At 42.3% G+C, this 22,712-nt stretch carries 24 protein-coding genes; 15 read left to right on the top strand and 9 right to left on the bottom strand.

Annotated features, from left to right (window positions below; genetic code table 11):
* Position 1: 1 nt before the first annotated feature.
* The 4 genes from ACMUMQ_RS13275 to idnD all read right to left on the bottom strand — a co-directional run bounded on the left by ACMUMQ_RS13275 (position 2) and on the right by idnD (position 3,423).
* Positions 2-520 carry a TRAP transporter small permease subunit gene (locus ACMUMQ_RS13275; protein WP_414682464.1) on the bottom strand — a complete coding sequence of 173 codons (519 nt, stop codon included), beginning with the start codon at positions 518-520 and terminating at the stop codon, positions 2-4.
* A 64-nt stretch (positions 521-584) separates the two neighbouring features.
* Positions 585-1,598 carry a TRAP transporter substrate-binding protein gene (locus tag ACMUMQ_RS13270; protein ID WP_414682463.1) on the bottom strand — a complete coding sequence of 338 codons (1,014 nt, stop codon included), beginning with the start codon at positions 1,596-1,598 and terminating at the stop codon, positions 585-587.
* A 47-nt stretch (positions 1,599-1,645) separates the two neighbouring features.
* Positions 1,646-2,410, bottom strand: a complete 765-nt coding sequence (gene idnO, locus ACMUMQ_RS13265; RefSeq protein WP_414682462.1) for a gluconate 5-dehydrogenase — start codon at positions 2,408-2,410, stop codon at positions 1,646-1,648.
* An 8-nt stretch (positions 2,411-2,418) separates the two neighbouring features.
* Complete coding sequence (gene idnD, locus ACMUMQ_RS13260) at positions 2,419-3,423, bottom strand: L-idonate 5-dehydrogenase (protein WP_414682461.1); 1,005 nt, start codon at positions 3,421-3,423, stop codon at positions 2,419-2,421.
* Positions 3,424-3,544: 121 nt separating this feature from the next.
* On the opposite strand from idnD, the gene ACMUMQ_RS13255 reads away from it, so the two are divergent.
* Positions 3,545-4,075, top strand: coding sequence for a gluconokinase (locus ACMUMQ_RS13255; RefSeq protein WP_414682460.1), 531 nt, complete (start codon positions 3,545-3,547; stop codon positions 4,073-4,075).
* 33 nt (positions 4,076-4,108) lie between these two features.
* Here the strand turns inward: ACMUMQ_RS13255 and xdhC are convergent, their stop codons facing one another.
* Genes xdhC through xdhA form a run of 3 tightly spaced genes read right to left on the bottom strand, consistent with a single transcriptional unit; the run spans position 4,109 to position 8,896 of the window.
* On the bottom strand, positions 4,109-4,981 hold the full coding sequence (xdhC, locus tag ACMUMQ_RS13250) for a xanthine dehydrogenase accessory protein XdhC (protein WP_414682459.1): 873 nt from the start codon (positions 4,979-4,981) through the stop codon (positions 4,109-4,111).
* Positions 4,982-4,992: 11 nt separating this feature from the next.
* Positions 4,993-7,383: a xanthine dehydrogenase molybdopterin binding subunit gene (gene xdhB, locus ACMUMQ_RS13245; RefSeq protein ID WP_414682458.1), complete on the bottom strand. Its 2,391-nt coding sequence runs from the start codon at positions 7,381-7,383 to the stop codon at positions 4,993-4,995.
* Positions 7,376-8,896 carry a xanthine dehydrogenase small subunit gene (xdhA, locus tag ACMUMQ_RS13240; protein WP_414682457.1) on the bottom strand — a complete coding sequence of 507 codons (1,521 nt, stop codon included), beginning with the start codon at positions 8,894-8,896 and terminating at the stop codon, positions 7,376-7,378. Before xdhA ends, xdhB begins: the two co-directional genes overlap by 8 nt.
* 252 nt (positions 8,897-9,148) lie before the next feature.
* Between xdhA and ACMUMQ_RS13235 the strand changes: the two genes are divergently transcribed.
* The 4 genes from ACMUMQ_RS13235 to ACMUMQ_RS13220 are packed head-to-tail and all read left to right on the top strand — an operon-like array spanning position 9,149 to position 11,228.
* On the top strand, positions 9,149-9,400 hold the full coding sequence (locus ACMUMQ_RS13235) for a type II toxin-antitoxin system Phd/YefM family antitoxin (protein WP_414682456.1): 252 nt from the start codon (positions 9,149-9,151) through the stop codon (positions 9,398-9,400).
* The gene (locus ACMUMQ_RS13230) at positions 9,390-9,677 is read left to right on the top strand and encodes a type II toxin-antitoxin system RelE family toxin (protein WP_414682455.1); all 288 of its coding nucleotides are present in this window, start codon (positions 9,390-9,392) and stop codon (positions 9,675-9,677) included. Before ACMUMQ_RS13235 ends, ACMUMQ_RS13230 begins: the two co-directional genes overlap by 11 nt.
* 42 nt (positions 9,678-9,719) lie before the next feature.
* The gene (locus ACMUMQ_RS13225; RefSeq protein WP_414682454.1) at positions 9,720-10,511 is read left to right on the top strand and encodes an FRG domain-containing protein; all 792 of its coding nucleotides are present in this window, start codon (positions 9,720-9,722) and stop codon (positions 10,509-10,511) included.
* 12 nt (positions 10,512-10,523) lie between these two features.
* Positions 10,524-11,228: a pseudouridine synthase gene (locus ACMUMQ_RS13220; protein ID WP_414682453.1), complete on the top strand. Its 705-nt coding sequence runs from the start codon at positions 10,524-10,526 to the stop codon at positions 11,226-11,228.
* Positions 11,229-11,281: 53 nt separating this feature from the next.
* On the opposite strand, the gene ACMUMQ_RS13215 is transcribed toward ACMUMQ_RS13220, so the two are convergent.
* Positions 11,282-12,505 (bottom strand): MFS transporter, encoded by a 1,224-nt coding sequence (locus ACMUMQ_RS13215; protein ID WP_414682452.1) that lies wholly within the window; start codon positions 12,503-12,505, stop codon positions 11,282-11,284.
* 161 nt (positions 12,506-12,666) lie between these two features.
* Positions 12,667-12,954 carry a DUF1330 domain-containing protein gene (locus ACMUMQ_RS13210; RefSeq protein ID WP_414682451.1) on the bottom strand — a complete coding sequence of 96 codons (288 nt, stop codon included), beginning with the start codon at positions 12,952-12,954 and terminating at the stop codon, positions 12,667-12,669.
* 93 nt (positions 12,955-13,047) lie between these two features.
* Here ACMUMQ_RS13210 and ACMUMQ_RS13205 point away from each other — a divergent pair, with 93 nt between their 5' ends.
* The 10 genes from ACMUMQ_RS13205 (at position 13,048) to ACMUMQ_RS13160 (ending at position 22,588) form a co-directional block, all read left to right on the top strand.
* Positions 13,048-13,950 carry a LysR family transcriptional regulator gene (locus ACMUMQ_RS13205; protein WP_414682450.1) on the top strand — a complete coding sequence of 301 codons (903 nt, stop codon included), beginning with the start codon at positions 13,048-13,050 and terminating at the stop codon, positions 13,948-13,950.
* A gap of 214 nt (positions 13,951-14,164) precedes the next feature.
* Complete coding sequence (locus ACMUMQ_RS13200) at positions 14,165-15,025, top strand: AraC family transcriptional regulator (RefSeq protein ID WP_414682449.1); 861 nt, start codon at positions 14,165-14,167, stop codon at positions 15,023-15,025.
* A 23-nt stretch (positions 15,026-15,048) separates the two neighbouring features.
* A complete protein-coding gene (locus ACMUMQ_RS13195) occupies positions 15,049-16,446 on the top strand; it encodes an MATE family efflux transporter (RefSeq protein WP_414682448.1) in 1,398 nt (465 codons plus the stop codon).
* 23 nt (positions 16,447-16,469) lie between these two features.
* Positions 16,470-17,321 (top strand): AraC family transcriptional regulator, encoded by an 852-nt coding sequence (locus ACMUMQ_RS13190; RefSeq protein ID WP_414682447.1) that lies wholly within the window; start codon positions 16,470-16,472, stop codon positions 17,319-17,321.
* Between the two features lie 203 nt (positions 17,322-17,524).
* Positions 17,525-18,076: a ricin-type beta-trefoil lectin domain protein gene (locus tag ACMUMQ_RS13185; protein WP_414682446.1), complete on the top strand. Its 552-nt coding sequence runs from the start codon at positions 17,525-17,527 to the stop codon at positions 18,074-18,076.
* A 320-nt stretch (positions 18,077-18,396) separates the two neighbouring features.
* On the top strand, positions 18,397-19,392 hold the full coding sequence (locus ACMUMQ_RS13180; RefSeq protein ID WP_414682445.1) for an ABC transporter substrate-binding protein: 996 nt from the start codon (positions 18,397-18,399) through the stop codon (positions 19,390-19,392).
* Between the two features lie 5 nt (positions 19,393-19,397).
* Positions 19,398-20,207, top strand: a complete 810-nt coding sequence (locus ACMUMQ_RS13175; RefSeq protein ID WP_414682444.1) for an ABC transporter ATP-binding protein — start codon at positions 19,398-19,400, stop codon at positions 20,205-20,207.
* Positions 20,185-20,976 (top strand): ABC transporter permease, encoded by a 792-nt coding sequence (locus ACMUMQ_RS13170; protein ID WP_414682443.1) that lies wholly within the window; start codon positions 20,185-20,187, stop codon positions 20,974-20,976. The genes ACMUMQ_RS13175 and ACMUMQ_RS13170 overlap by 23 nt, the downstream gene beginning before the upstream one ends.
* 11 nt (positions 20,977-20,987) lie before the next feature.
* Positions 20,988-21,464: a nucleoside deaminase gene (locus tag ACMUMQ_RS13165; RefSeq protein ID WP_414682442.1), complete on the top strand. Its 477-nt coding sequence runs from the start codon at positions 20,988-20,990 to the stop codon at positions 21,462-21,464.
* A gap of 86 nt (positions 21,465-21,550) precedes the next feature.
* Positions 21,551-22,588: an isopenicillin N synthase family dioxygenase gene (locus ACMUMQ_RS13160; protein ID WP_414682441.1), complete on the top strand. Its 1,038-nt coding sequence runs from the start codon at positions 21,551-21,553 to the stop codon at positions 22,586-22,588.
* The last annotated feature ends 124 nt before the right edge of the window (positions 22,589-22,712 follow it).

The raw sequence follows: 22,712 nt of genomic DNA, 5'->3' as shown, positions 1-22,712 counted from the left end.
ATCAACCCCATTTATTTTTATTAATAATATGTCGATACACATGTGACAAACATATAAGCAACATAATAATGCAAGAGATAAAAAAGAAGCCTTTATTTAAAGCTGGAAATGGAGAATCCAAGGCAGATCCTGAAGTTTGCATTTTAAATGACCCAAAAGGCGAAATAAACGCGTCTTTCGTTGTCAAATAAGACCCATATGTCAGCATTAACATAAAAGCTAAGGTTAGAATTTCAACTAATAAAACCAACCACCATTGAATATTTTTAGAAAAACTTAACCTTATAAAATCCATGCAGATATGTTTTCTTTCCGCATAGCAGCAAACACCACCATATATAAGAGAAATACTGATTAAAAATTCGGTTGTTTCATGAACCCAACTGGTTGGGGTATTAAAAACATACCTTAATACCACTTCTAAAAATCCAATAATCACCACAAATACAAATATCAAAGACATCCATTCGCCAGATTTAATAAAGGCATTATTAAATTTGTCTACAAAATGAGTTTTCATAAAAACCTTCCATTAATGTATTCAATAGAGCCAGAATCCCGAAAGTGGGTTCTGGCTCTTAACGTTACTCTTTTAACATTCCTTGAGAGTCAAGAAATTCAATCAGAGTGTCGTAATACATTTTGCCTACTTCTGAGTTTTCAGAAATTTCTTTCCAGATATCCTGCGCATACACACGCACTTTTGCCTTTTCTTCTGGGCTCCACGCGATAGGAGTCACGCCATTTTTAATGGCTTCACCATAAGCAATACTGTCTTCATAGTGTGCTTTTAGAAGAGAATCTAACGCCATACCTTTAAAATGATTCACCAAAAATTCTTGATCATTACTGGACAAGCTATTCCACTTTTTCAAGTTCATGATTACATGAACCGTTGGGGACGAATGAATACCTGGGTAGATAGGGTATTTAGCAATATCATGAACACCTTGGCTCTGATTGTTTGCTAACGTAGAAAAGTCAGCCGCATCAATGATGCCTTTTTCCAAAGCAGTGTAAATTTCAGATCCTGGTAGCCCTACAGGTGAAGCTCCCATCTTGGCAAATAGCTTTTGTATTGGGCCGGAAGGAGCTCGCATTTTCACTCCCTCAAAGTCTTCCACTTTTTCCAGTTTAATTTTGGAAGGTAAAGACTCAGCACCCGTCACAGATACACCAATTAACTTAGCGCCATAAGCTTGAAATATTTTATCAACAACCTCAAATCCACCGCCGTAGTAGTAGAACTTTAGAATATCTTCATCGCTATTCCATGCGGATATGGTATCGCCAATAAGACCAAACCCGGCATCATCACCAGAGTACATTGCGGCCGTTGCTATCGCGCCATCAATAATATTATTTCGAACACCTGTCAGCATATCGGAAGACTGCAAAACAGAGTTGAGAGGAAACAGATCAATATGAATACGCCCATTAGAAGACGCTTCCACCTTGTCCGCCCATTGTTTTTGAATGGAATAAACTTGTTCACCCGTAAAGTTCGAACTTTGGAATTTTAAGTTTATATCTGCAGCCTGAGCTGATGCTGCAATTAGAAGGGAGCTTATAGTGACCGCAATTTTTTTCATTTTCATTTTTTATTTCCTTTTCTTATTTTTGTTTTATGTCTTAAAAAGTGTGCTTATACTGCTGAGAGCATGCCACCATCGACAAATAGTAAATGGCCGTTTACAAAATCTGATGCATTCGACGATAAAAACACGGCAGCACCAATTAACTCTTCTGGGTCGCCCCAACGGTTTGCCGGTGTTCTTTTACACAACCAACTTGTAAAGGCTTCATCTTCAACTAAAGCTTTTGTAAGTTCTGTTTTAAAATAACCTGGTGCAATACCATTCACTTGAATGTTATATCTTGCAAGTTCTACACAACCTCCTCTTGTTAACATTTTTACGGCGCCTTTAGATGCCGCATAAGGCGTGATCGTGTCACGACCTAATTCACTTTGCATTGAACCAATGTTAATAATTTTTCCTGACTTCCTTTCCATCATGTACTTCGCCACTTCCTGCATCATCAAAAATACAGATTTTTGATTCACTCGAATGACGTCATCCCAATCTTTTTCAGGGAACTCAACAAAAGGGTAGCGACGTTGAATCCCTGCGTTATTCACAAGAATATCAATAGGCCCTATTTCAGCTTCGATTTTCCGTATTGACTCAACAATTTCACCTTTGTTCGTCACATCAAAAGAAATGCCGTAAGCACTATAGCCTAATGCTTGAAACTCTTTTACCGCTTGATCAACTCTGTCTTGAGTTAAATCATTAATAACAATCGTTGCACCATGGGCCGCCAAACCTTTAGCAAGTAAATTGCCAATCCCTTGGGCAGAACCAGTGATTAAGGCATTTTTTCCTTTCAAATCAAAAAGATTTTTCATTCTCACTCCTAAAATGACAACTGAACTTTCATCGCAGAATTTTTGTCTTCAGCCAACTTTAATGCTTCAACAATGTCTTGGTATGGAAACACCTTAGTTAGAAGAGGTAACGGTTTAACTTTTCCAGCTTCTAGCCATTTCACAGCCGTTTTAAACTCAGAAGTAAAACGGAATGAACCACTCATATTAATCTCCTTCGCTAGGCATTTAGTCAGTGGAAAATCCACCATCCCTGGTCTCATGCCAACCAAAACCAACGATCCTTTTGCACGAGTAAAATCAATACAAGAATGAAATGCTTGAATAGCGCCTGACGCCTCAAAAGACACATCGAAATAGCCTTTTGCTTGAGAATAGAGTTCAGGAGCACCTTCTATAGGAGAAAAACTGGAATCCGCTCCCATTTCAGCAGCAATATCTCGGCATCGATCACTCACGTCACTACCAACGACTTCAATAGCTCCAGCAGCACGACATGCCGCAATAATGAGACAACCTATTGGGCCACAACCCGTCACCAAAACTTTTTTACCTAAAACGCCACCAGATTGACTAATAGCATGAATCGCAACAGCCAAAGGCTCAGCAAAAGCCATCACATCATGACTAATAGACTCATCATAGGGGACTATTTGCGAATGCTTCACCGACAAATATTGAGAGAAGCCACCATTTACATGTGGGTTTCTCATTGCACTTCCGAAAAATTGCATATCTACACATTGGTTCGAGTGACCTGCCTCACAGTAACTGCATTCTCCACAAGGCAAACTTGGGTTAATGGCAACCGCTTGACCCGTCTCTGCAACACGGCCAATTACTTCATGACCTAGCGTCATTGGATGTTGTAATTTGAAGTCTCCTACACCGCCGTGCTGATAATAGTGAATATCTGACCCACAAATACCACCACGGGTAACTTGCACCAAAACCTCATCACTACCGACGTCTAAAGAAGTGCTTTCAACACCAACAGCCCCTTCTCCATAAACTTTTACTGTTTCAACCTTCATCAGAAAACCTTTTATTATTCGTTATGACTGACAATCACCTACTTGGCAACCGATTGCCAATATAAATATTTTAATCTAAAATGGAAAGCAGTTTTTACAAAAAAATAATAGGATTATAAAAATGAATAAAACTATTTTCTTCGTTATGGGAGTTTCTGGATGTGGAAAAAGCTCTATAGGAGAAGGTATTTCTTCTTATCTATCAATAGATTATGTTGATTCAGACGATTTTCACCCTGCCACAAATGTTGAAAAAATGAAAAACAGTATTCCACTCACTGACGAGGATAGAAAACCTTGGCTAGATGCTCTAAACAAGATGGCAACCGAGTGCGTAGAAAAAAAACAACCTATTGTCATTGCCAGCTCCTGCTTAAAGCCATCCTATAGAAAGAGACTTCAACAAAGCATCGAGGAAAAGGTTGTATTTATCTATTTAAAAGGCTCATTTGAAAAAATTAACGCGCGAATGAAACAGAGGGAAGACCATTATTTTAGTGGTGAAGACATGCTTAAAAGCCAGTTCGCCTCACTTATAGAACCAGAGGACAACGAATCCATTGACTTTATTCAGGTCGATATCGATCAACTCAACATACAAGAAACAATAAGCAACGCCTTAAGCTTGCTAAAAGCCAAGGCATATATCTAAAGCTTCATTTAGAAAAAGGAAGGGACTAAATACCTAAACTTCTGCATTTTCTTGTTTTAAGCTGTTGTTGATTTCTTTCCACGTCAATCCAGTACGTTTTTTGGTTTCTGGTAGTCCTTGTTGTGTGAGTTGGATGATTTGTGCGGAGATGGAGATGGCGATTTCGAAGGGCTTTTTGCCTTCGATTTCAGGTAGGCCGACTGGGCTGTGGACGGAGTCGATTTCAGTTTGGCTGAATGAGGCGCTGGCGAGGCGTTTGCGGAATCGTAGTGCTTTGGTTTTGGAGCCGATGAGGCCGATGAATCGGCAGTCTTTGCGATCCAGTAATGCTTCGGTCAGTTGGTAGTCTAAAGCGTGGTCGTGGGTCATGATGAGGGCGATTTCGTTTGCGCCCATTTTCTCTACATGATCCAGCATAGATTCGTATAAAAATGGTGTCACGTTGGCGGGTAAGCCTTTCACCTCTTGATCTTGGGCGAGGTTGTCGCGGCTGTCTATCCAAGACACTTTGGCTTGCATGTTGCCCAACACATTAACCAAGGTAGAGGCCACATGTCCCATGCCGAATATGGTGATTTTCGTTGCAGGTTCTGGGAAGTATTCCAACAGCACACTGACAGAACCGCCACAGCATTGGTTGGTTTTCGCGGCAAGAGGAAAATGCTCCAACAAGTGAGATGCGCCTGTGTGCTCCCCTTCCAACATGCCTCGGGCTTTTTGGCAGACAGCGTATTCCAGCTGCCCGCCGCCTATGGTGTCGAAGGTGTGATCGGCGGTGATGATCATCTTGCTAGACGATTCTCTCGGCGCTGAACCTTGAGTGCCGATGACAGTGGCAATCACCCACGCTTGCCCTGCTTTTTCCACTTCGGCTAAGGCTTGAATCCAACTCATTGAAGACATCATAACTTGGCTCCTTAGGCGCTTTTTTCTGTGGCGCTGTTCGGCACATCATTCGATTCGAAAAAAGCTTTCGCCGCTTGCATGCTGTAGAACACGGCTTCTGGCGTGGCTGGCACAGACAAAGGTGGCGAGAATGTGTGATCGCTCATGGCGGCACAGGCATCTTTCAAAGCACACCAAACGGAAATGCCTAGCATTAACGGTGGCTCACCCACGGCTTTGGAGCGGTAAACCGACTCTTCACTGTTGGCGCGATCGAACAGCTTCACATTGAATTTCTCTGGCACATCCGCCGACGTTGGAATCTTGTAGTTAGCTGGGCTGTTGGTGGTAATGCGCCCTTTTTCGTCCCAGCTTAATTCTTCCGAGGTGAGCCAGCCCATGCCTTGCACAAAGGCCCCTTCAATTTGGCCGATATCAATGTCCGAGTTAATGGACGCGCCCACGTCATGAAGAATGTCCACTTGAGTGACTTTGTATTCTCCCGTAAAAGTATCGACAACCACTTCCGCGACCGCTGCGCCATTGGCGTAATACAAGAAAGGACGACCTTTGGCGGCTTTTCTGTCATAGCCAATTTTCGGTGTTTTATAAAAGCCAGTAGACGAAAGCGACACGCGGTTCATGTAGGCCAATTTTACGAATTCTGGGAAGCTCATGGTTTCTTTTCCAAGGGAAACCGTGTCGTCTTCAATGGCGAATTCCTCTGCCGTGATGCCGAAGTGTTCCATGGCGAATTCTTGCAAACGGACTTTGATGGTTTGTGCCGCATCCAGTGCCGCCATGCCGTTCAAATCGGTTCCCGCAGACGCGGCTGTTGGTGAGGCGTTCGGCACTTTATCCGTACGGGTCGAGCCAACATTCACACGCTGATAATCAATGCCAAAGGTTTTCGCGACAATTTGCGCGACTTTGGTGTACAAACCTTGGCCCATTTCCGTTCCGCCATGACTCACGTGAACGCTGCCATCCGTGTAAATATGAACCAAAGCGCCACCTTGGTTAAGGTGTTTTGAGGTAAAGGAAATACCAAATTTCACTGGCGTCAGTGCCAAGCCTTTTTTCACAAATGGGCTTTGCTTGTTGAATGCTTGAATGGCGCTACGACGAGCACGATAATCCGAGCTTTCTTCTAGCTCTTCCATCAGCGTCAGTAAGACATTTTCGTCCACTTCTTGGCCGTAAGGGGTTTTGCTTTTGCCATCTTGATAACAATTGAGCTTACGAATATCCAAAGCGTCTTTGCCTACAGAACAGGCGATTTCTTCCACTACGGTTTCCGCAAGCAACACGCCTTTTGGTCCACCAAAACCACGGAAAGCCGTGTTCGATACTGTATGAGTTTTACCGCGATAACCGCTGATGCGAGCATTTGGTAAGAAGTAAGCGTTGTCCGCATGGAACATGGCGCGGTCGACAACACCGTCTGATAAATCCGCTGTACAGCCACATTTACCGACCATGTCGTATTCGGCGCTAAGAATTTCCCCTTCCTCTGAAAAGCCCACTTCGTAGCTGTTCCAAAAATCGTGGCGTTTACCCGTTTGCACCATGTCGTCTTGGCGTGGCATTCGGTATTTGACTGGGCGACGATTACGAATCGCCAACACCGCCGCCATACAACCTAATACCGCCGCTTGAGATTCTTTACCGCCAAACCCACCGCCCATGCGGCGCACTTCGACCAAGACTTGCCCTACTGGCACGCCAAGCACTTTTGCCACCAGCTTTTGCACTTCTGCTGGATGCTGAGACGAAGCGTAAACCACGACACCGTTATCTTCGGTTGGCGTAGCGACACTGATTTGTCCTTCCAGATAAAAGTGCTCTTGGCCTTTGATATAAAGGTCAGATTTGATCTTACGAGGCGCAGACGCCATGGCCGCTGACACATCGCCACAAGAAATAGTGTGAGTTGGCAAAACGAACTCTTGGCGCGCTAAAGATTCTTTCGGATGCAAGGTGGCTTCGCGAGTTTTGTATTCTATTTCCGCTAATTCCACCGCTTGTTTCGCCGCACGAAAACTGGTCGCGGCCACCGCAAAAATAGGCTGACCAATGTAATGGACAAAATCACCCGCTAAGAGTAAATCGCCACTCAATACAGGCGACACGTCTACTTCACCGGGAATATCCGATTGCACTATTACGTCAATCACACCCGGATAAGCACGTACTTTTTCTAGATTAATACTGACAATGTCCGCGTGCGCTTCGGTGGATTTGCCTGTTGCCACGTGTAATTCGTTTGGCCATTCTGGCATGTCATCAATGTAGATGGCTTCGCCTGTCACGTGCTTTTTCGCCGATTCATGAATCGGTTGTTTGAGCTTGTTGTTAAAGGTTTGCCCAGCGACCTTGGCATTGTCTTTTTGTATGGTTAAATCGTTTGGAAGCTTACGCATGAGACGCTCCTCCTTGCTGAGCACTTTGGCTGGTGTTGGACGTCAGTTCATAACCGAGGGAAGCGTCTGACACTGGATGACCAGAGAAAGTCGGAATCGAATGTCCATTCAATTCTAACCACGCTTTTCGCACGAGATTACACGCCATGTCAGAACGGTAACGAGCGCTGGCGCGCATGTCGCTAAGCGGTGTCAATTCGTCTTTGAGGATCGCCAAGGCATTGGACAAGGCTTGTTCGTCATTCACGTCACTATTGAGCAAAGCAGCTTCGGCTTTTTTCGCTCGAATCGGTGTGGCTGCCATGCCACCAAAGGCCAAACGAAGGTCGCTGATTTTGCCTTCTGTCACGGCAAAACGAGTCGCTAACATGACGCTGGAAATGTCGTCTTCCATGCGTTTGGACACTTTATAAAAACGATGAAAGTCCGCTAATGTGGCCAAATCCATGGTAAAAGACGCAATCACTTCGCCTTCTGTTAAGACTGTTTGCTTGTAGCCTTGGTAAAAGTCATGAATGCTGACAATGCGCTGACTGCCATCCAAATTCACAATCTGAATGTCCGCATCAAATGCCAATAAAATGGGCGGCATATCCGCAATGGGAGAGGCGTTCGCCACGTTACCGCCGATGGTTCCGCGATTACGAATTTGGCGAGAAGCAATGCGCTCAAGAAGATGATAAAGGTGCGGATAACGGGTTTTACTGAACTGCTCTAATTCGCTGTAAGTAACCGACGCGCCAATGCTCAATTGGGTGCCGTTGTCTTCGATCTTGGTCAATTCATTGATTTGAGAGACATCAATCAGCACACCAAAGTCATGGAAACGCTGGGTGTTTTCCAACATCAAATCGGTTCCACCCGCGACCAAAGTGGCGTCTTTATGATCCGCTTTGATGGTTAAGAATTCGGCCAATGTTTGAGGCTGAAAGTAATTGTTGGCGGCTTTCGCTTCGCCTTGCAAACTGGCGAGTTTGGCTTTGACAGATTCTGTGTTGTCCGCAAGGTTTGACCAAGGTGAAGCCGTTTCATTTTGCATAGACAATCCAGCATCAATAATCGGGCGATAGCCAGTACAGCGACATAAGTTACCAGAAATGGCATCGCAAACGGATTCACGATCTATGGTTTTATCAGAGACTTGGCTGTTTTCATAAAGGCTGGCGAGGGAGAGAATAATGCCCGGTGTGCAAAAACCACATTGGGAACCGTGATACTCCACCATGGCTTGCTGAGCTGGGTGCAATTTGTCCGCATCAGAAAGGTATTCCACCGAAACAACGTGTTTTCCGTCCAGCGATTGCACAGGCGTAATGCAGGAGTTAAAGGTAGAATATTTCAACTCGCCTTCTTCCAATGCACCAACAAGAAGCGTACAGGCACCACAATCACCCGAACCACATCCTTCTTTGGTGCCCGTTAAACCGCGTTTTTCTCGTAAATAACGTAGCGCAGAAAAGTCGCTAGGCAAGGTATTATCTTCTATCAGCTCATCATTCAGTACAAACTTCAAAGCACTCTCCTCAAAATTCTTTGATTAGATTATGCAAAAACTTGACCAATCGTACAAACTTTATTTTGTTTTCTATTTCGCGAATAAATATTAGGCATTTATCTCTTTGCAAAATTCCAGCCGACCTCTTCACCGAGATTACAAAACACGCTTTTGTACTCTCGCTCTTCATACCTCTGAATTTAAAGGATAGCAAAAAGCAAAACTTAGATCTAAAATAAGCACTAAATAAAGCTCTTTTTAGGTGAAATCATGAGACAAATATTCGCGAATAACTCCGCTAGCATTTCCGAATTAAAGAAAAATCCTACCGCGCTATTGAATGAAGCAGATGGCGAAGCCATTGCTATACTCAATCACAACAAGCCTGCGGCTTATTTAGTACCTGCAGAAACGTACGAATACTTAATGGAAATAATCGACGATATTGAACTATCTAAGATGGTTGCCGAACGCCGAGCAGACTTGTCCCAAGCGGTAGAAGTAAGCCTAAATGACTTATAAGCTTAAATTCCTTCCTGCAGCGTTAAAAGAGTGGCGTAAATTAGCACCACCGATACAAGCGCAATTTAAGAAAAAACTCGCAGAGCGCTTGAACAACCCTCATGTTCCAGCGTCCAAACTGCGTGGCTATGATTCTGTTTATAAGATAAAACTCCGAACCTCAGGCTATCGTCTAGCGTACGAAGTGATAGATGATGAAATCGTGATTTATGTACTCGCCATCGGCAAGCGAGATAAAGATGCTGTTTATAAAAAATTGTCGTCTAGAGCTGAGTAACATTGAGTCACTCAAATATAAATATTTATTAAGGAATAGATCATGAGCCAAAAGGATATTTCAAGCAGATTTTCTGGACATGACTGGCATTTAGAATATACAGGAAATGGTTGCACCGCAGATATACATTGTAAATCATGGAATGGATTTTTAGATTTTTTACATCATGAAAAAACAATGAGGGAGAACCAACTTTATATATACAGAGGGCAATCATCAGAAAAATGGAAATTAGAGCCCACACTGAAACGTAAAAAATTATCAATTGATACTCAAAGCATTGAAGAAGAAACACTAAAAAGTTTCCAACTCCATTGCTTAGGAAGACGAGGACATAATCCACCAAAGCTATCTGAATCAGAATGGTGGGCACTTGGGCAACACTTTGGTTTAGACACTCCATTATTAGATTGGTCTGACTCTCCATATATTGCAGCTTTTTTTGCATTCAATAGTGATACGTTAGAGAGTGAAAACGTAGTTATTTGGCTATTAAATAAAAAAATAAATGACGATGTGGGTGCGAAGAAGTTAAAAAGAAATCAAAGAATAGAAATTTTAACCCCCTATTTAGACGAAAATGCACGATTAATAAATCAAAGAGGTCTTTTTGTTCGCACTCCTAATATGCAATGTATTTCTGAATGGGCTGCATGTTTAGAAAGCACAGAAGTCATAAGCTTAGGACGAATCTTAATTCCCAGCTCAGAGAAAAAATTCGCCTTGGACTCATTAGATAAAATGAATATAAATAATTACTCTTTATTCCCTGACCTTTCAGGCTCTGCTAAGCACGCTAATTACATAACAAACCGCAATTATAAAAAGCTTTAGAAATTTACCACCATGCGCCTCGATAAATTTGTCTGTAAAAGCACTTCGTTAACCAAGCCAGAAGCCTTGTTGCGCATTCATGCGGGTGAGGTATTTGTGAATGGTGAAGTTGTGACGAGTGAAGTGGCTCAAGTTCATGAGAAGAATACCATTCTATTGGATGGCCAAGAGCTCAAAGCGCGCCCTTTTCGTTATATTCTGATGAACAAACCTACCGATACGATTTGCTCAAACATTGATGAAGCTTACCCTTCCCTCCTCAATCACCTAGACCTTGATAATAAAAGTGAACTTCATATTGCGGGACGCTTGGATGCTGATACGACAGGTTTGGTGTTGATCACTGACGATGGTCGTTGGTCTTTTGATATCACAAGGCCAGAAACACACTGTCCAAAAGTGTATCGAGTAGGGTTATCAAGAGCTTTGTCTGACTCTGTGGCAAATGACATTAAGTTGAAGTTTGCGCAAGGCATTCAGTTACAAGGCGAGACAGCTTTAACACTTCCAGCTACCTTAGAAGTCATTACGCCCACAGAAGTGTTATTAACTATTACTCAGGGAAAATTCCACCAAGTGAAGCGCATGTTTGCTGCCGTTGGAAACCGTGTGATCACACTTCATCGGGAGAAAATCGGAGAGATACACTTGGATATTCCAGTGGGCAATTGGCGCTATCTCACTCACGATGAAGTCATATCATTGAGTAAAATTTAACGCCCTCTCTTGATTCTCACCTTTTGTTAAAACGTTGGATTAGACAACTCTTCTTAGTGTGTTTTTCGCTTACGCCACAACCAAGCAGAACCAATACATGACAACATCAACATAAGAACCAGCATGAGATTAAAGCCAATAAACTCAGCAACAGCGCCCATGAGGAAAGCGCCAACCGCTGGGCCTCCAAGGGCAATCATGATCCAAATACTCATCACTCGCCCACGAATTTCATTATGCGTGGAGAGCTGAATCAATATTTGTGAACCTGTGCCAATGACGGTCATCAACAAACTGATAAGGCAGATTAATCCACCAAGAATGAAAACCGGCGGTACCAATAAAATAGGAGCAATGGTCAGAGCGGTTCCCAACATGGCTGCCATGATGAGTTTCATGAGTCGCTGTTTCTCACCCTTTTGACGAGCAATAAATAAAGCCCCAAGAATCGAACCTGCGCCAGAGCAAGCCGTCAAAACAGCCAAATCATGTGGCTGACCTTGTGTGAAAGTACCTGATAATGCTGGCAAGAGTTCCATTAATGCTCGCCCTACTTGGCTGTTTACCAAGGTCATTAAGAGCATTAAAAGAATAAATTCTGATTGATAAGCAAAGCGAAAGCCCTTTACTAAGTCTTCCAGTTTACTCTGTTTCTTCTCGCGCTTCGCGGGCGGTAAAGCGCTAAGGCGAGTGTTAAACAGTACCGCTACCGCAAAAGACAACGCACTGATAAGAAAAATGTATTCTGGAGCAATGATGGTTAATAACGCAGCGGCAATAGCAGGCGCAATCACCCGAGACGAATTAAATATAATGGCCCCTAAACCAACCGCGTTCGGCAAGGTTTCTTGATCCACTAATCGAGGAATCAAAGACAAACGCAATGGCGAACCTGCAGACGCCACACAGCCAAAAATCAATCCCAATGAAATCAGACTAAACAAATTCGGAGAGAAAAAGACAAAAAGGCAAAACGCCACAAAAGCAACAAAGGATTGGCAAGAAAGCCAGATCAACATGCCCTTTCGTAAATCAATTCGATCAGACACAACCCCAAAAAATGGCGTGATGATCAAGGTTGGAATCAACAACGCCGAGCTAATAATTCCCACCCAGAAAAAGGATTCCGTTTGCTCCCACACCAACCAACCGAACATGAATCGTCCCATCCAAACGGCAAGCGTAGAAAACCAAGAAGCAAAAAAGTAATGACGATATTGAATGTGTTTTAGGGAAGAAAAATCAAATACAGATAACAATTTGTTTAGGTACAACATGGGCAGAATGCCTCAATTCAGAAAGGTTATATTCTTGTTTTATCTATCATAGCACTAACCTATTCCCTATTTTCAGCTTTTTAACAGGATCATCAACCTCAAAAGAAAAAAGCGGATAACATCAACAGTATCCGCTTTTATAAAGATCCCAAATTAGGCCACTAAGCCAGTAACTCAATCAGATGAAATTGACTACTCATGCCTTCATCTCGTAATGGAAGAATGGCTTGATAAGCGTCACTGTTATACCAATCTTTAGCACTTTTTTGATCTGGAAATTGGATAATGGCTTTCACCGAATGGGCCGTGTCACCATGCAATACATCAAACGCACCTTTGGCAATAAAATGGCCAGCAAAAGGTTTTAATGTCTCTGCTGCTTGAGCACTGTACTCCGCCATTTTTTCTTTATTAATCGGTGTTAAATCCACAATAACTAAACTGGTCATTTTCATTTCCTCTTTTATTAAATTAGTTGACACAGAATAGTGCTGCGATAAAGACTAAACAATAACCAAAAATTTAACGGATTGTTTAATAATATGAACAGTGTGAAATTAGCCCCTTTGCTTTTAATCTTTGTTGAAGTCGCAAAAAAACGCTCTTTTACGGCGGCAGCCAAACAGCTAGGTTTAAGCAAGTCCGCTATAAGCCAACAAATCAAACGACTAGAAGAGGCAACAGGACAACAGTTGCTTGTAAGAAACACTCGTGGTGTGGTTTTAACAGCTGTAGGTGAGACGTTACTAGCAAGAAGTGAATTACTAAGTGAACAGTTAGGTCTAACGTTAACTGAGCTTGATAGTGCAAAAGAACAGCCAAGCGGTCATTTCAATGTCTCTGTTCCGCCATTTTTTGAAAAAAACATTGTGGTTCCAGCTTTAAAACAATTAAGTTTAGAGTTCCCTAAAATTGTTCCTAAATTGATAGTAACAGGACGCTGGCGGGACTTGATTGAAAACAATTTAGACGCGGCTATTTTCGGTGGAAACATCAAAAACACTAACTATCGAGCCTTACCTATAGGAGACGTACCCGAAGTGCTATGTGCTTCCCCTCGCTATATTAAACAACAAGGACAACCTGCCAATATAGATGAATTAACGCAACACAATTTTATCGCCACACCTTGGCAACATGATGTTATAAACCTATTCGATGAACAGCAGAACAAACACGCGGTTTCTGTCCATCATTGCGCAAAAGTAAATACATTGCAGACAGTATTGGAAATGACTCTAAATGACATGGGGATAGCCTTCTATCCTGAATTCTTAGCACAACCACATTTAGCCAATCAGCAACTGATCAGAGTATTACCAAACATCAGAGGGAAAACATGGCAATTTTATTTTCTACACCAATATCAAGGAAAGAAGCCCGTCCACATCACTCGATTTTATGAGCTTTTCTGTCATTATTTTACTAGAGAAAATAAACGTTAAATTCGCCTTTTTAACTGAATTTTTCGCTAAAAAGATAACCACACAACAATGCCCCAAATATAAGCTAAGACACCCTCAAACGCAGTGAGCAAGTATTTGATACCATTCTTTCGTTGGGCTACCCAACAAAAGCAATCTAAATCAAGTTGTCTCCTATTTTTTCTGCCAATATATGAAAACATAATATTTAAACAAAACGGGCAAAATAAGCTAGATGGTCAACTACGAACAAAATATTACAAGGGTATGCGATTACATCAATCAGAATCTTGATGAAGAATTGTCGTTAGATATTTTGAGCGAGGTATCTGGCTTTTCTAAATTTCATTTCCATCGTATTTTTTCGTCTTATACAGGTTTTAGTGTGATTCGATACATTCGTATTTCTCGTCTTAAACGCGCCTCTTTTAGATTGGTTTTCAAGACGAATTTAAAAATCATCGATATCAGTTTAGAAGCTGGATTTGAAAGCTCAGAAGCCTTCTCTAGAGCTTTTAAACGTGAATTTGGACAAACACCATCTCAATTCAGAAAAGCACCGAAGTGGCGTGAATGGCACATTAGATCACAAACTCTCGCCCCTCAAAAAGACGACAACATAGACGTAAAAATCGTTGATTTCCCAAACACAAAAGTGGCTGCATTCGAACACCATGGTTCACTTGATTTATATTATGAGTCATCGAGAAAATTCATGATGTGGCGTGAAATGAGTAAACTTTCTCCAGTCAAAACGAGCCTCAGTTTTGGCATTCCTTACGCCAACCCTAATGAGGTAGAAGAGCAAGACTTTTATTTCGACTTTTGTGGAACAGTAAAAGAAGATGTGCCACATAATTCCTATGGCATCAAAACAAAAGTTATTCCGGCAGGACGCTGCGCTGTTCTCCGCCATACAGGAAGCTATGATTATTTGACTGAAAGTATCAACTATTTATACAAGGAATGGTTACCCAAAACGGATTTTGAAAATCTTGAGTGCCGTGATTTTCCTGTATTCTTTCAGTTTTTAAATTTTATTCATGATGTGAATGAACATGAATTGCTGACCGATATTTATTTACCCATTAAATAAGCAGCCTAAATCAGGAAGAAAAGATGACCACACCTTCTAACAATATGTTTCTTACCGGATCTTTACCTTCAGTCTTTCTAAAAACCGCTTCCCCCATTATTTTGATGATGTTGGTGAATGGTTCGTTTTCTCTGGTGGATGCTTATTTTCTCGGTGAATACGTTGGTGCTTTTGCGTTAACCGCTGTAACGTCTGTGTTTCCTGCTTTTATGATTCTTGTGGCGCTGTCAAGTTTAGTGTCTATGGGATTTTCCAGTGTGATGGCAAGACTGCTCGGGGCGAACAAAATAGAGGAAGCACGAGACGCTTTTGCTCAAGCGATTACTTTGTCCCTTCTAGTCTGTGTGTTCTTAATTGTGCTTTTCATGCTGGGTGGTGAGCAGCTGGTTTCATTTGTGAATAATGGCTCTGAGAGCCTTTCCGAGATGAGCTACGCCTATTTATCATTGATGATTCTGTTCTCACCTTTGCTTTTTATTCTGACTGTGAACAGCGATACATTACGATGCGAAGGAAAAATGACCTTTATGGCTGTCATTCCTTTACTGTCTGTCGGGCTTAATATTGTTTTTAATTATCTGTTTATCGCTCAGTTTGGTTTGGGTGTTGTAGGGTCGGTTTACGGCACCTTGTTGGCTCAAGCGCTTTCTTTGTTAGCTGTGTATCTCTTTCGTCGCTTTCAAAACCGTGCTCAAGGCTCTTCTCAAGACAATGGCTTAAATATCTCTATCATGCGTTTTACAACTCGCCGGCAACACTGGGGAAATTTCTTGGCACTAGGCGCACCATCAAGTCTAACCTATGTTGGCGTTGCCTTAATGTCTGCGGCCATCTTATATAACCTACAAGTATGGAGTGTTGAAAACTATGAAACAACAGTAGCTGCGTACGGCATTGTTACTCGATTAAACACCTTTATTTTTCTCCCTTTAATTGGTTTAAGCATGGCGTTTCAAACCATCTTAGGGAATAACATTGGCGCCAAAGAGTGGCAGCGTTCAAACAGCGCTATTAAAATCGCCATGATCATGGCGTTATTTTATTGTCTCTTTTTCCAGTTAATTATCTTTGTGTTTAAAAACCAATTAGGTGGGCTTTTTGTTGATGATCTTGCTGTCATTCAAAAAGTCAGTCAGGTATTACCTTTGATGACATTGGCCTTCTTTTTATTAGGTCCACTGATGATGGTCGGCGTAGTATTCCAAGCCATGGGTGATGCAAAACGTGCGGCTATTCTCCGACTGGCAAAACTTTATATGTTTACTTTACCGCTTGTCTTTATTTTACCCTTTTTCATTTCTGAATTAGGAATTTGGTTAGCAGGGCCAAGCTCTGAAATACTAGCACTCTTACTGACTTTTGGTGTTTTGTATCAGCGTAAAAAACAAGAAGGAAATCCGTTTGGATTGTTTTTTAAATGATGGTGAAAAGCAAAATAAACTCTATGAGTCACTACGATAAAAGTATTTCAAGAGTCTGTAATTACATCAATCAAAACCTTGATGAAGAGCTATCTTTAGATAGCCTAAGTGACGTATCAGGCTTTTCTAAATATCACTTCCATCGTATTTTTTCGACGCGTACCGGCATTAGTTTGGCCAAATTTATTCAAATATCTCGTCTTCGACGAGCCTCTTTTCGACTCATGTTAAAAGGCAACATGAAGATTATTGATATCGCCTATGAAGCAGGTTTTGAAAGTGCCGAAGCTTTTTCACGAGCTTTTAAGCGTGAATTTGGCCAAACGCCCTCCACTTTTAGAAAAGCGCCTCAGTGGATTGAATGGCACGAAAGGTCTGAATCCTTATCGGTCAAAAAAGCTGAGCAGCCAGAAGTAAGAATAGTGGATTTTGAAGAAACCAAAGTCGCTGTTTTAGAACACCATGGATCCCCTGAGTTAATGTATGAAACCTCTCAAAAATTCATGCATTGGCGTACCGAAAGCAAGCTTTTCCCAGCTAATACAACACGAAGTTTCGGGCTTGTGTACGCTGATCCTAAAAAAGCGAATCCCGATGATTTCCGTTTCGATTTTTGCAGTTCGATTAAAGAAGACGTTCCTAAAAATCCCCATGGAATACTCGCTAAAACCATCCCCGCTGGCCGTTGTGCTGTCTTTCGTCACTCCGGCAGTTTTAAAAACATTAGAAATGGTATTCATTATTTGTATTCCACATGGCTGGTGCAAAATAATGCAGAATGTCGAGATTTCCCTTTATTTTTTCATTATATCAATACCATTTATGAGGTCGATGAACACGAATTGCTCGCTGATATTTATTTGCCTATTAAATGATTTAGAAACGTTGTCGATTTATACGGATTCAATTATTTCTTAGCAAAGGTTGGCATGAGCCTAAGCAAAAAAACATTCAAGTTCATCACGTTTTGCCTTTTATTGCTTAACCGTAAAAAAAGGTAAATTATCACCTTCATAATTGAAAAAAACCTAAGTGAATGAAAGGATACCCGCTTATAAAAACCGATAAGGATAACGCAATGAAAAAGTCTTTTTTGCTGTCTACACTCACCTTTCTACTGACATTTCAAGTCTCACAAGCTTCCGCTGAAAAAGTAGAGATTACATTGGTCGATCAACTAAATGGCATTTTGAATGGTTACTGCTTTGATGTGGCTGGCGGCAATCGCAACATAGATATTTCCAAAGGTTTACAGACTCACACCTGTTATAGCTATCGCGGCGAGCTAGGCGAAGATCAGATTTTTGAAAAAAGTCACCTTTCAGACAATCAACTCTATATGCCGAATTACGATGTTTGTGCGACGCTAACGGTTTTAGAAGCAGGAGCAAAGTTAGGTCTCGCAACTTGTAACAACAGCGAACTGCAATCTATTTCGTTTTCGGACTCAGGTAAGATTAGCCCAGTTGCGGCACCTGATTTATGTCTAACAGCAGGAGAAGAAACACGCTTTGGTCGTGGTGGCACCTCTCAGCATCAAATAAAAACGCTTACATTAGAAGCCTGCAGCGATGATAAGTCTGCTTATCAAACATGGCGAACGCGCACTTACGATGATGATCCAGTTTAAGCAATAAACAGAATTTCACATCAAGCCCAAGCTTACAGCGAGAGAGCCTAATTAAGAAAAGGAGTCTGACGACTCCTTTTTTGTTTCCAACGTTTTCACCATGAAACGCCCGTCTCATTTTCATGCACCTTTTGTTTCATATCGACCATTTTAGTTGCACCAAAACAGTTCAACACCAGATAAAAAAGCGCCACAATATTACATGAGCTTTGATAAGCTATTGTTTTTATTAAACTTACAAAAACTGGAACAAATGTTGCTAAATACAATTAGACTGAAACAAAAGATTCTAAACCCCCTCACTCTGTTGGAGACTTTTTATGAAAGCAGCAATGAAAACCACTCTTCGTCTTTCTTTATTAGCAGGCTTAGTTGCAAGTGCCTCTGCCATGGCTGCAGATAAGGTGACATTTCAATTAGATTGGTTACCTGGTGGCGACAAAGCTCCTGTTTATGTCGGTATCCAACAAGGCTTTTTTGCCGATGAAGATTTGGAAGTAAAAATTGCCAGCGGTCGTGGTTCTACCGATGCATTAACAAAAATGGCAACAGGCCAGTCTGACATAGGCAGCTCAGACATTGGCGCGTTAATGGCAGCAAAAGCACAAGACAATGTGCCTGTCGTGGCGGTTCTTCCTTACTTTACTCAAGCTCCTCACGCATTTTTCGTATTAAAAGACAGCGGCATCAGCTCCATTACAGATTTGAAAGGAAAAAAAGTAGCGACATCGCCTTTCACCTCTTCTAATGCTTTCTTACCTTTGGTGTTAAAACAAAATGGTTTGGCTGAAGATGACATTCAACTTGTGAAATCTGATCCAGGTGCATTGTCTCCAATGATGATCACAGGCAACGCAGATGCCATCATCGCATGGGTAACAAACACGGCTTTGTTTGAGTCTCAAGCCGCTGGTGCAGGCAAAGAAATCATCGAAATACCTTGGTCAAACTCTGGTCTATCACTTTACAGCTCGTCTCTATTAGCCTCTGAGAAGTTCCTAGAAGAACGCCCTGATGTGGCAAAACGCTTCATCAAAGCATTCGCTAAATCAATTGAATTCTCTTACAAGTACCCAGAAAAAGCCGGTATCGACCTTCACGAAATGGTTCCAGAAGTAGATGCTGATATTGTTGCCGCTCAGCTGAAAAGCATCACCAACTTGGTTTATAACGACGTGACTGAGAAAGATGGCGTGGGCAAATTCGATCCAGCGCGCATTCAGCAAACATGGGAATACGTTGCTGAAGCAAATGGTCTATCTGAGACATCACTAGACCCTCAAACTACTGTAAACACAGCCTTCACTCCGGAGTAATTCAGATGGACAATAAGCCTCTTGAGAGCGAAAGCTCAACAGGTGCAGCTTATGTCAGCATGAAAGGCGTGGGTCACAAATATGACCCACGCCCTGATGCGGCAATGGCTGTGCAAAATATTGATCTTGATATTCACAGACATGAATTTGTCTCTGTGGTTGGGCCTTCTGGTTGTGGTAAATCCACTCTATTACGCATGGTTGCAGGCTTGTTAATTCCTTCTCATGGAGAAGTGTCGGTTTTCAATCGTCCTGTTACTGAACCTCGTGATGACGTGGGCATTGTGTTTCAAAAAGCGAACCTTCTGCCTTGGCTAACCGTACGCAAAAACGTCCTTTTCCCACTCAAACATAAATATGGCAGCTACAGCGCCTCGGACGAAAGAAGAGCCAACGAGCTCCTTGCAATGGCAGGTTTAACGCAATTCGCAGACAAGATGCCAGACGAGCTATCAGGCGGCATGCAGCAACGTGTTGGTATCGTTCGCGCTTTGCTATTGAACCCAGACATTCTATTAATGGATGAGCCTTTCTCTGCATTGGACGCGTTGACCCGAGAGCAAATTGGTTTTGATTTGTTGGACATCTGGAAATCTCAGCCAAAAACCGTGCTCTTTATCACTCACTCCATTACTGAAGCCGTTCTTTTGTCTGACCGCATTTTGGTTATGAGCAAACGCCCTGGTACGGTTCTGGATTTGATTGAGGTTGATTTACCCCGTCCGCGTTCACAGCAAACCATTAACTCAACACGTTTTGCTGAATTAACTGATTTAATCCGAGGATATATTTATGAACCAAACACTCCCGCTTAAGTCTTGGTTAAAATATCAGGTAAACCGTTTTGCACCTGCCTTGTTTTTCATCGGCTTGGTTATCCTATGGGAAATCATCTGCGTGGTTGGCAAAGTGCCTAATTACATTTTGCCTTCCCCTTCCGCCATTGTGACGGCTTTTTTCAATGTGGAATTTTCCCGTTGGATGACGCACCTTTGGGCAACGCTTCGTGTGGCATTAATGGGGTTTGCTTTATCTATCGCCATTGCTTTGCCTTTGTCCATCGGCATGATGCGCTCTGAGTTGATGAATCGAATCCTCTACCCTGCCTTGATTGTGATCCAATCAACGCCTGTGGTTGCAGTTGCACCTTTGATTATTGTGTTGCTTGGCACGGATGATCCTTCTCGAGTTTTGATTACTTGCTTAATCACCTTCTTCCCATTGGTGGTTTCCACCACAACAGGCATGTTAGAAACGCCACCAGAAATGGTTGAGCTAAGCCAATCTTTACGTGCTCCACGTTATCGTGAAACTTGGCAAATTCGTATTCCGTATGCGATTCCGCACATTTTCAGCGGTTTGCGTGTTTCCATCACTTTGGCAATTATTGGTGCGGTTGTAGCCGAATTCGTGGCAGCTGAAGAAGGTTTGGGGTATTTCATCCAGTTCTCCACCTCTTTCTTTAAGATTCCACAAGCTTTCGCAGGCTTAATCTTCTTATCTGTAATCAGTTTGCTTTTATTCAAATCGGTTCAGTGGATTCAAATGTGGCTCTTCCCTTGGAGCCTACCTAAGAAAAAATAACAGGCAATATCATGAGTTTAAACGAAAAAGACGCAAAATTTCTCCGTCAGAGCTTTGCTCTGGCGGACGAAGCTAAACAACAAGGCATTCACCCTTTCGCTGCTATTTTGGTGGACGATCAAGAAAATGTGCTTATGTCGCAAGTAAATGGTTATTTACCTGATTTAGACATGACAGGACACGCTGAACGTATTCTTATGACACGCGCCAGTAAAGCTCATCGTCCTGATTTTCTTGCCAAATGCACCATGTACGTTTCGGCAGAACCTTGTGCTATGTGTGCAGGCTCGGCTTATTGGGCGGGATTGGGACGTTTAGTTTACGGACTTAGTGAAGCAAGCCTTAAAGAAATCACGGGGAATCATCCAGAAAACCCAACACTGGATTTACCTTGTCGCGCGGTATTTGACTCAGGCCAACGGAAAGTCGAAGTCATCGGCCCTTGTCTTGAAGAAGAAGCGGCGGAGTTACACAAAGACTTTTGGTAAAGTCTTATCATTAAAATGTACTGGAGTAGAAGCAGTCAGGCATTGCCAGGTCATTGCTCCATCAAACTTCATAATTGGAGGGAGCAATGACAAATACTACTCGTTTAACAGAAAATCAATCCACAGAAGCTCAGCTTAAAGAGCTGCAAAGAGAAGCCACTTTTGGTGGCGCAGGTGAAGACGCAGATGACCGTGAGGTTCGTGTCATCGATATGAGCGACTTTGAAAACCGTCGAGCAGAAATCACCGAGCAACTTTGGCTCGCCGCCACAGAGATTGGTTTCTTCCAACTTTCTAATCATGGTATTTCTAGCAAAGACATTGCAGCCGCTTTCGCGGAATCCGATCGTTTTTTCAATCTACCAGAAGCAATAAAGGCTCAATATCCAAGACCTAAAGGGGTGAATGCTGGATGGGAAAGTCGCAGCCAAATTCGCCCTTCAACAGGCACAAAAGACGAAAAAGAGTCTTACCAAATAACCCAATACCACATGGACAATTTGTGGCCCAGCGAAGAAGAATTGCCAGATTTCCAAGCCAATAGTTTGCGTTTTGAAAAACAATGTTGGGAAGTAGGAATGAAGGTACTCTCATGCTTTGCGGACAAGCTCGGTTTTGATCGAGACTTCTTCACCAAGGCTCACGATCCAAGCCAAGAAGATTACCAAAGTACCTTACGTTTATTGCACTATTTCCCTACAGAAGGTGTAACAGAACAAGGCAATATTTGGCGAGCTGGTGCTCATACGGATTTCGACTGCTTAACACTACTTTTCCAGCATGAAGGTCATGGTGGTTTACAGGTGTGTCCTGGCGCCGAGGCAGAGACAAAACGCTGGACGAATATTCCGCCGTTACCGAACGTCATTACGTGTAATATCGGTGACATGCTTATGCGCTGGAGCGATGACAAACTCATCTCTAACTTACATAGAGTTCGCCTGCCAAGAGTCGATGAGTATTGTGGTAGCCGCCACTCTATCGCCTTTTTCTGCCAAGCTAATAAAGAGCAAATCATTCAAGGCCCAGACAAGCATTATGAACCTATCAGTGCCGCAGATTTTTTAAACCAACGGATTCAAGCTAACTTTGTTGATAAAGAAACAGGCAAGAAATCGAGTTGATTCTGACTAGTCCTGATATAGGTTGACACTTATTCAGGTTCTAAAACGCTCGATGAACCTCATCGGGCGTTTTGTATTTTAAGGCCATATGTGGCCGACTCTTATTATAACTTTCTACCGACTC

It is taken from the genome of Marinomonas algae (assembly GCF_047525555.1).
Lineage (GTDB): Bacteria > Pseudomonadota > Gammaproteobacteria > Pseudomonadales > Marinomonadaceae > Marinomonas.
The sequence above is the reverse complement of the archived record's forward strand: the minus strand, read 5'-3'. Positions and strand labels throughout refer to the sequence as shown.

What these genes read in the sequence shown, in the direction of transcription:
- ACMUMQ_RS13220 (WP_414682453.1), top strand. Translation starts at nt 10,524, where the DNA reads ATGCGCCTCGATAAATTTGTCTGTAAAAGCACTTCGTTAACCAAGCCA.
- ACMUMQ_RS13200 (WP_414682449.1), top strand. Translation starts at nt 14,165, where the DNA reads ATGGTCAACTACGAACAAAATATTACAAGGGTATGCGATTACATCAAT.
- idnO (WP_414682462.1), bottom strand. Translation starts at nt 2,410, where the DNA reads ATGAAAAATCTTTTTGATTTGAAAGGAAAAAATGCCTTAATCACTGGT.
- ACMUMQ_RS13230 (WP_414682455.1), top strand. Translation starts at nt 9,390, where the DNA reads ATGACTTATAAGCTTAAATTCCTTCCTGCAGCGTTAAAAGAGTGGCGT.
- ACMUMQ_RS13165 (WP_414682442.1), top strand. Translation starts at nt 20,988, where the DNA reads ATGAGTTTAAACGAAAAAGACGCAAAATTTCTCCGTCAGAGCTTTGCT.
- ACMUMQ_RS13185 (WP_414682446.1), top strand. Translation starts at nt 17,525, where the DNA reads ATGAAAAAGTCTTTTTTGCTGTCTACACTCACCTTTCTACTGACATTT.
- ACMUMQ_RS13270 (WP_414682463.1), bottom strand. Translation starts at nt 1,598, where the DNA reads ATGAAAATGAAAAAAATTGCGGTCACTATAAGCTCCCTTCTAATTGCA.
- ACMUMQ_RS13180 (WP_414682445.1), top strand. Translation starts at nt 18,397, where the DNA reads ATGAAAGCAGCAATGAAAACCACTCTTCGTCTTTCTTTATTAGCAGGC.
- ACMUMQ_RS13210 (WP_414682451.1), bottom strand. Translation starts at nt 12,954, where the DNA reads ATGACCAGTTTAGTTATTGTGGATTTAACACCGATTAATAAAGAAAAA.
- ACMUMQ_RS13205 (WP_414682450.1), top strand. Translation starts at nt 13,048, where the DNA reads ATGAACAGTGTGAAATTAGCCCCTTTGCTTTTAATCTTTGTTGAAGTC.
- ACMUMQ_RS13175 (WP_414682444.1), top strand. Translation starts at nt 19,398, where the DNA reads ATGGACAATAAGCCTCTTGAGAGCGAAAGCTCAACAGGTGCAGCTTAT.
- ACMUMQ_RS13170 (WP_414682443.1), top strand. Translation starts at nt 20,185, where the DNA reads ATGAACCAAACACTCCCGCTTAAGTCTTGGTTAAAATATCAGGTAAAC.
- ACMUMQ_RS13160 (WP_414682441.1), top strand. Translation starts at nt 21,551, where the DNA reads ATGACAAATACTACTCGTTTAACAGAAAATCAATCCACAGAAGCTCAG.
- ACMUMQ_RS13235 (WP_414682456.1), top strand. Translation starts at nt 9,149, where the DNA reads ATGAGACAAATATTCGCGAATAACTCCGCTAGCATTTCCGAATTAAAG.
- xdhC (WP_414682459.1), bottom strand. Translation starts at nt 4,981, where the DNA reads ATGATGTCTTCAATGAGTTGGATTCAAGCCTTAGCCGAAGTGGAAAAA.
- ACMUMQ_RS13215 (WP_414682452.1), bottom strand. Translation starts at nt 12,505, where the DNA reads ATGTTGTACCTAAACAAATTGTTATCTGTATTTGATTTTTCTTCCCTA.
- ACMUMQ_RS13225 (WP_414682454.1), top strand. Translation starts at nt 9,720, where the DNA reads ATGAGCCAAAAGGATATTTCAAGCAGATTTTCTGGACATGACTGGCAT.
- ACMUMQ_RS13195 (WP_414682448.1), top strand. Translation starts at nt 15,049, where the DNA reads ATGACCACACCTTCTAACAATATGTTTCTTACCGGATCTTTACCTTCA.
- idnD (WP_414682461.1), bottom strand. Translation starts at nt 3,423, where the DNA reads ATGAAGGTTGAAACAGTAAAAGTTTATGGAGAAGGGGCTGTTGGTGTT.
- ACMUMQ_RS13275 (WP_414682464.1), bottom strand. Translation starts at nt 520, where the DNA reads ATGAAAACTCATTTTGTAGACAAATTTAATAATGCCTTTATTAAATCT.
- ACMUMQ_RS13190 (WP_414682447.1), top strand. Translation starts at nt 16,470, where the DNA reads ATGAGTCACTACGATAAAAGTATTTCAAGAGTCTGTAATTACATCAAT.
- xdhB (WP_414682458.1), bottom strand. Translation starts at nt 7,383, where the DNA reads ATGCGTAAGCTTCCAAACGATTTAACCATACAAAAAGACAATGCCAAG.
- ACMUMQ_RS13255 (WP_414682460.1), top strand. Translation starts at nt 3,545, where the DNA reads ATGAATAAAACTATTTTCTTCGTTATGGGAGTTTCTGGATGTGGAAAA.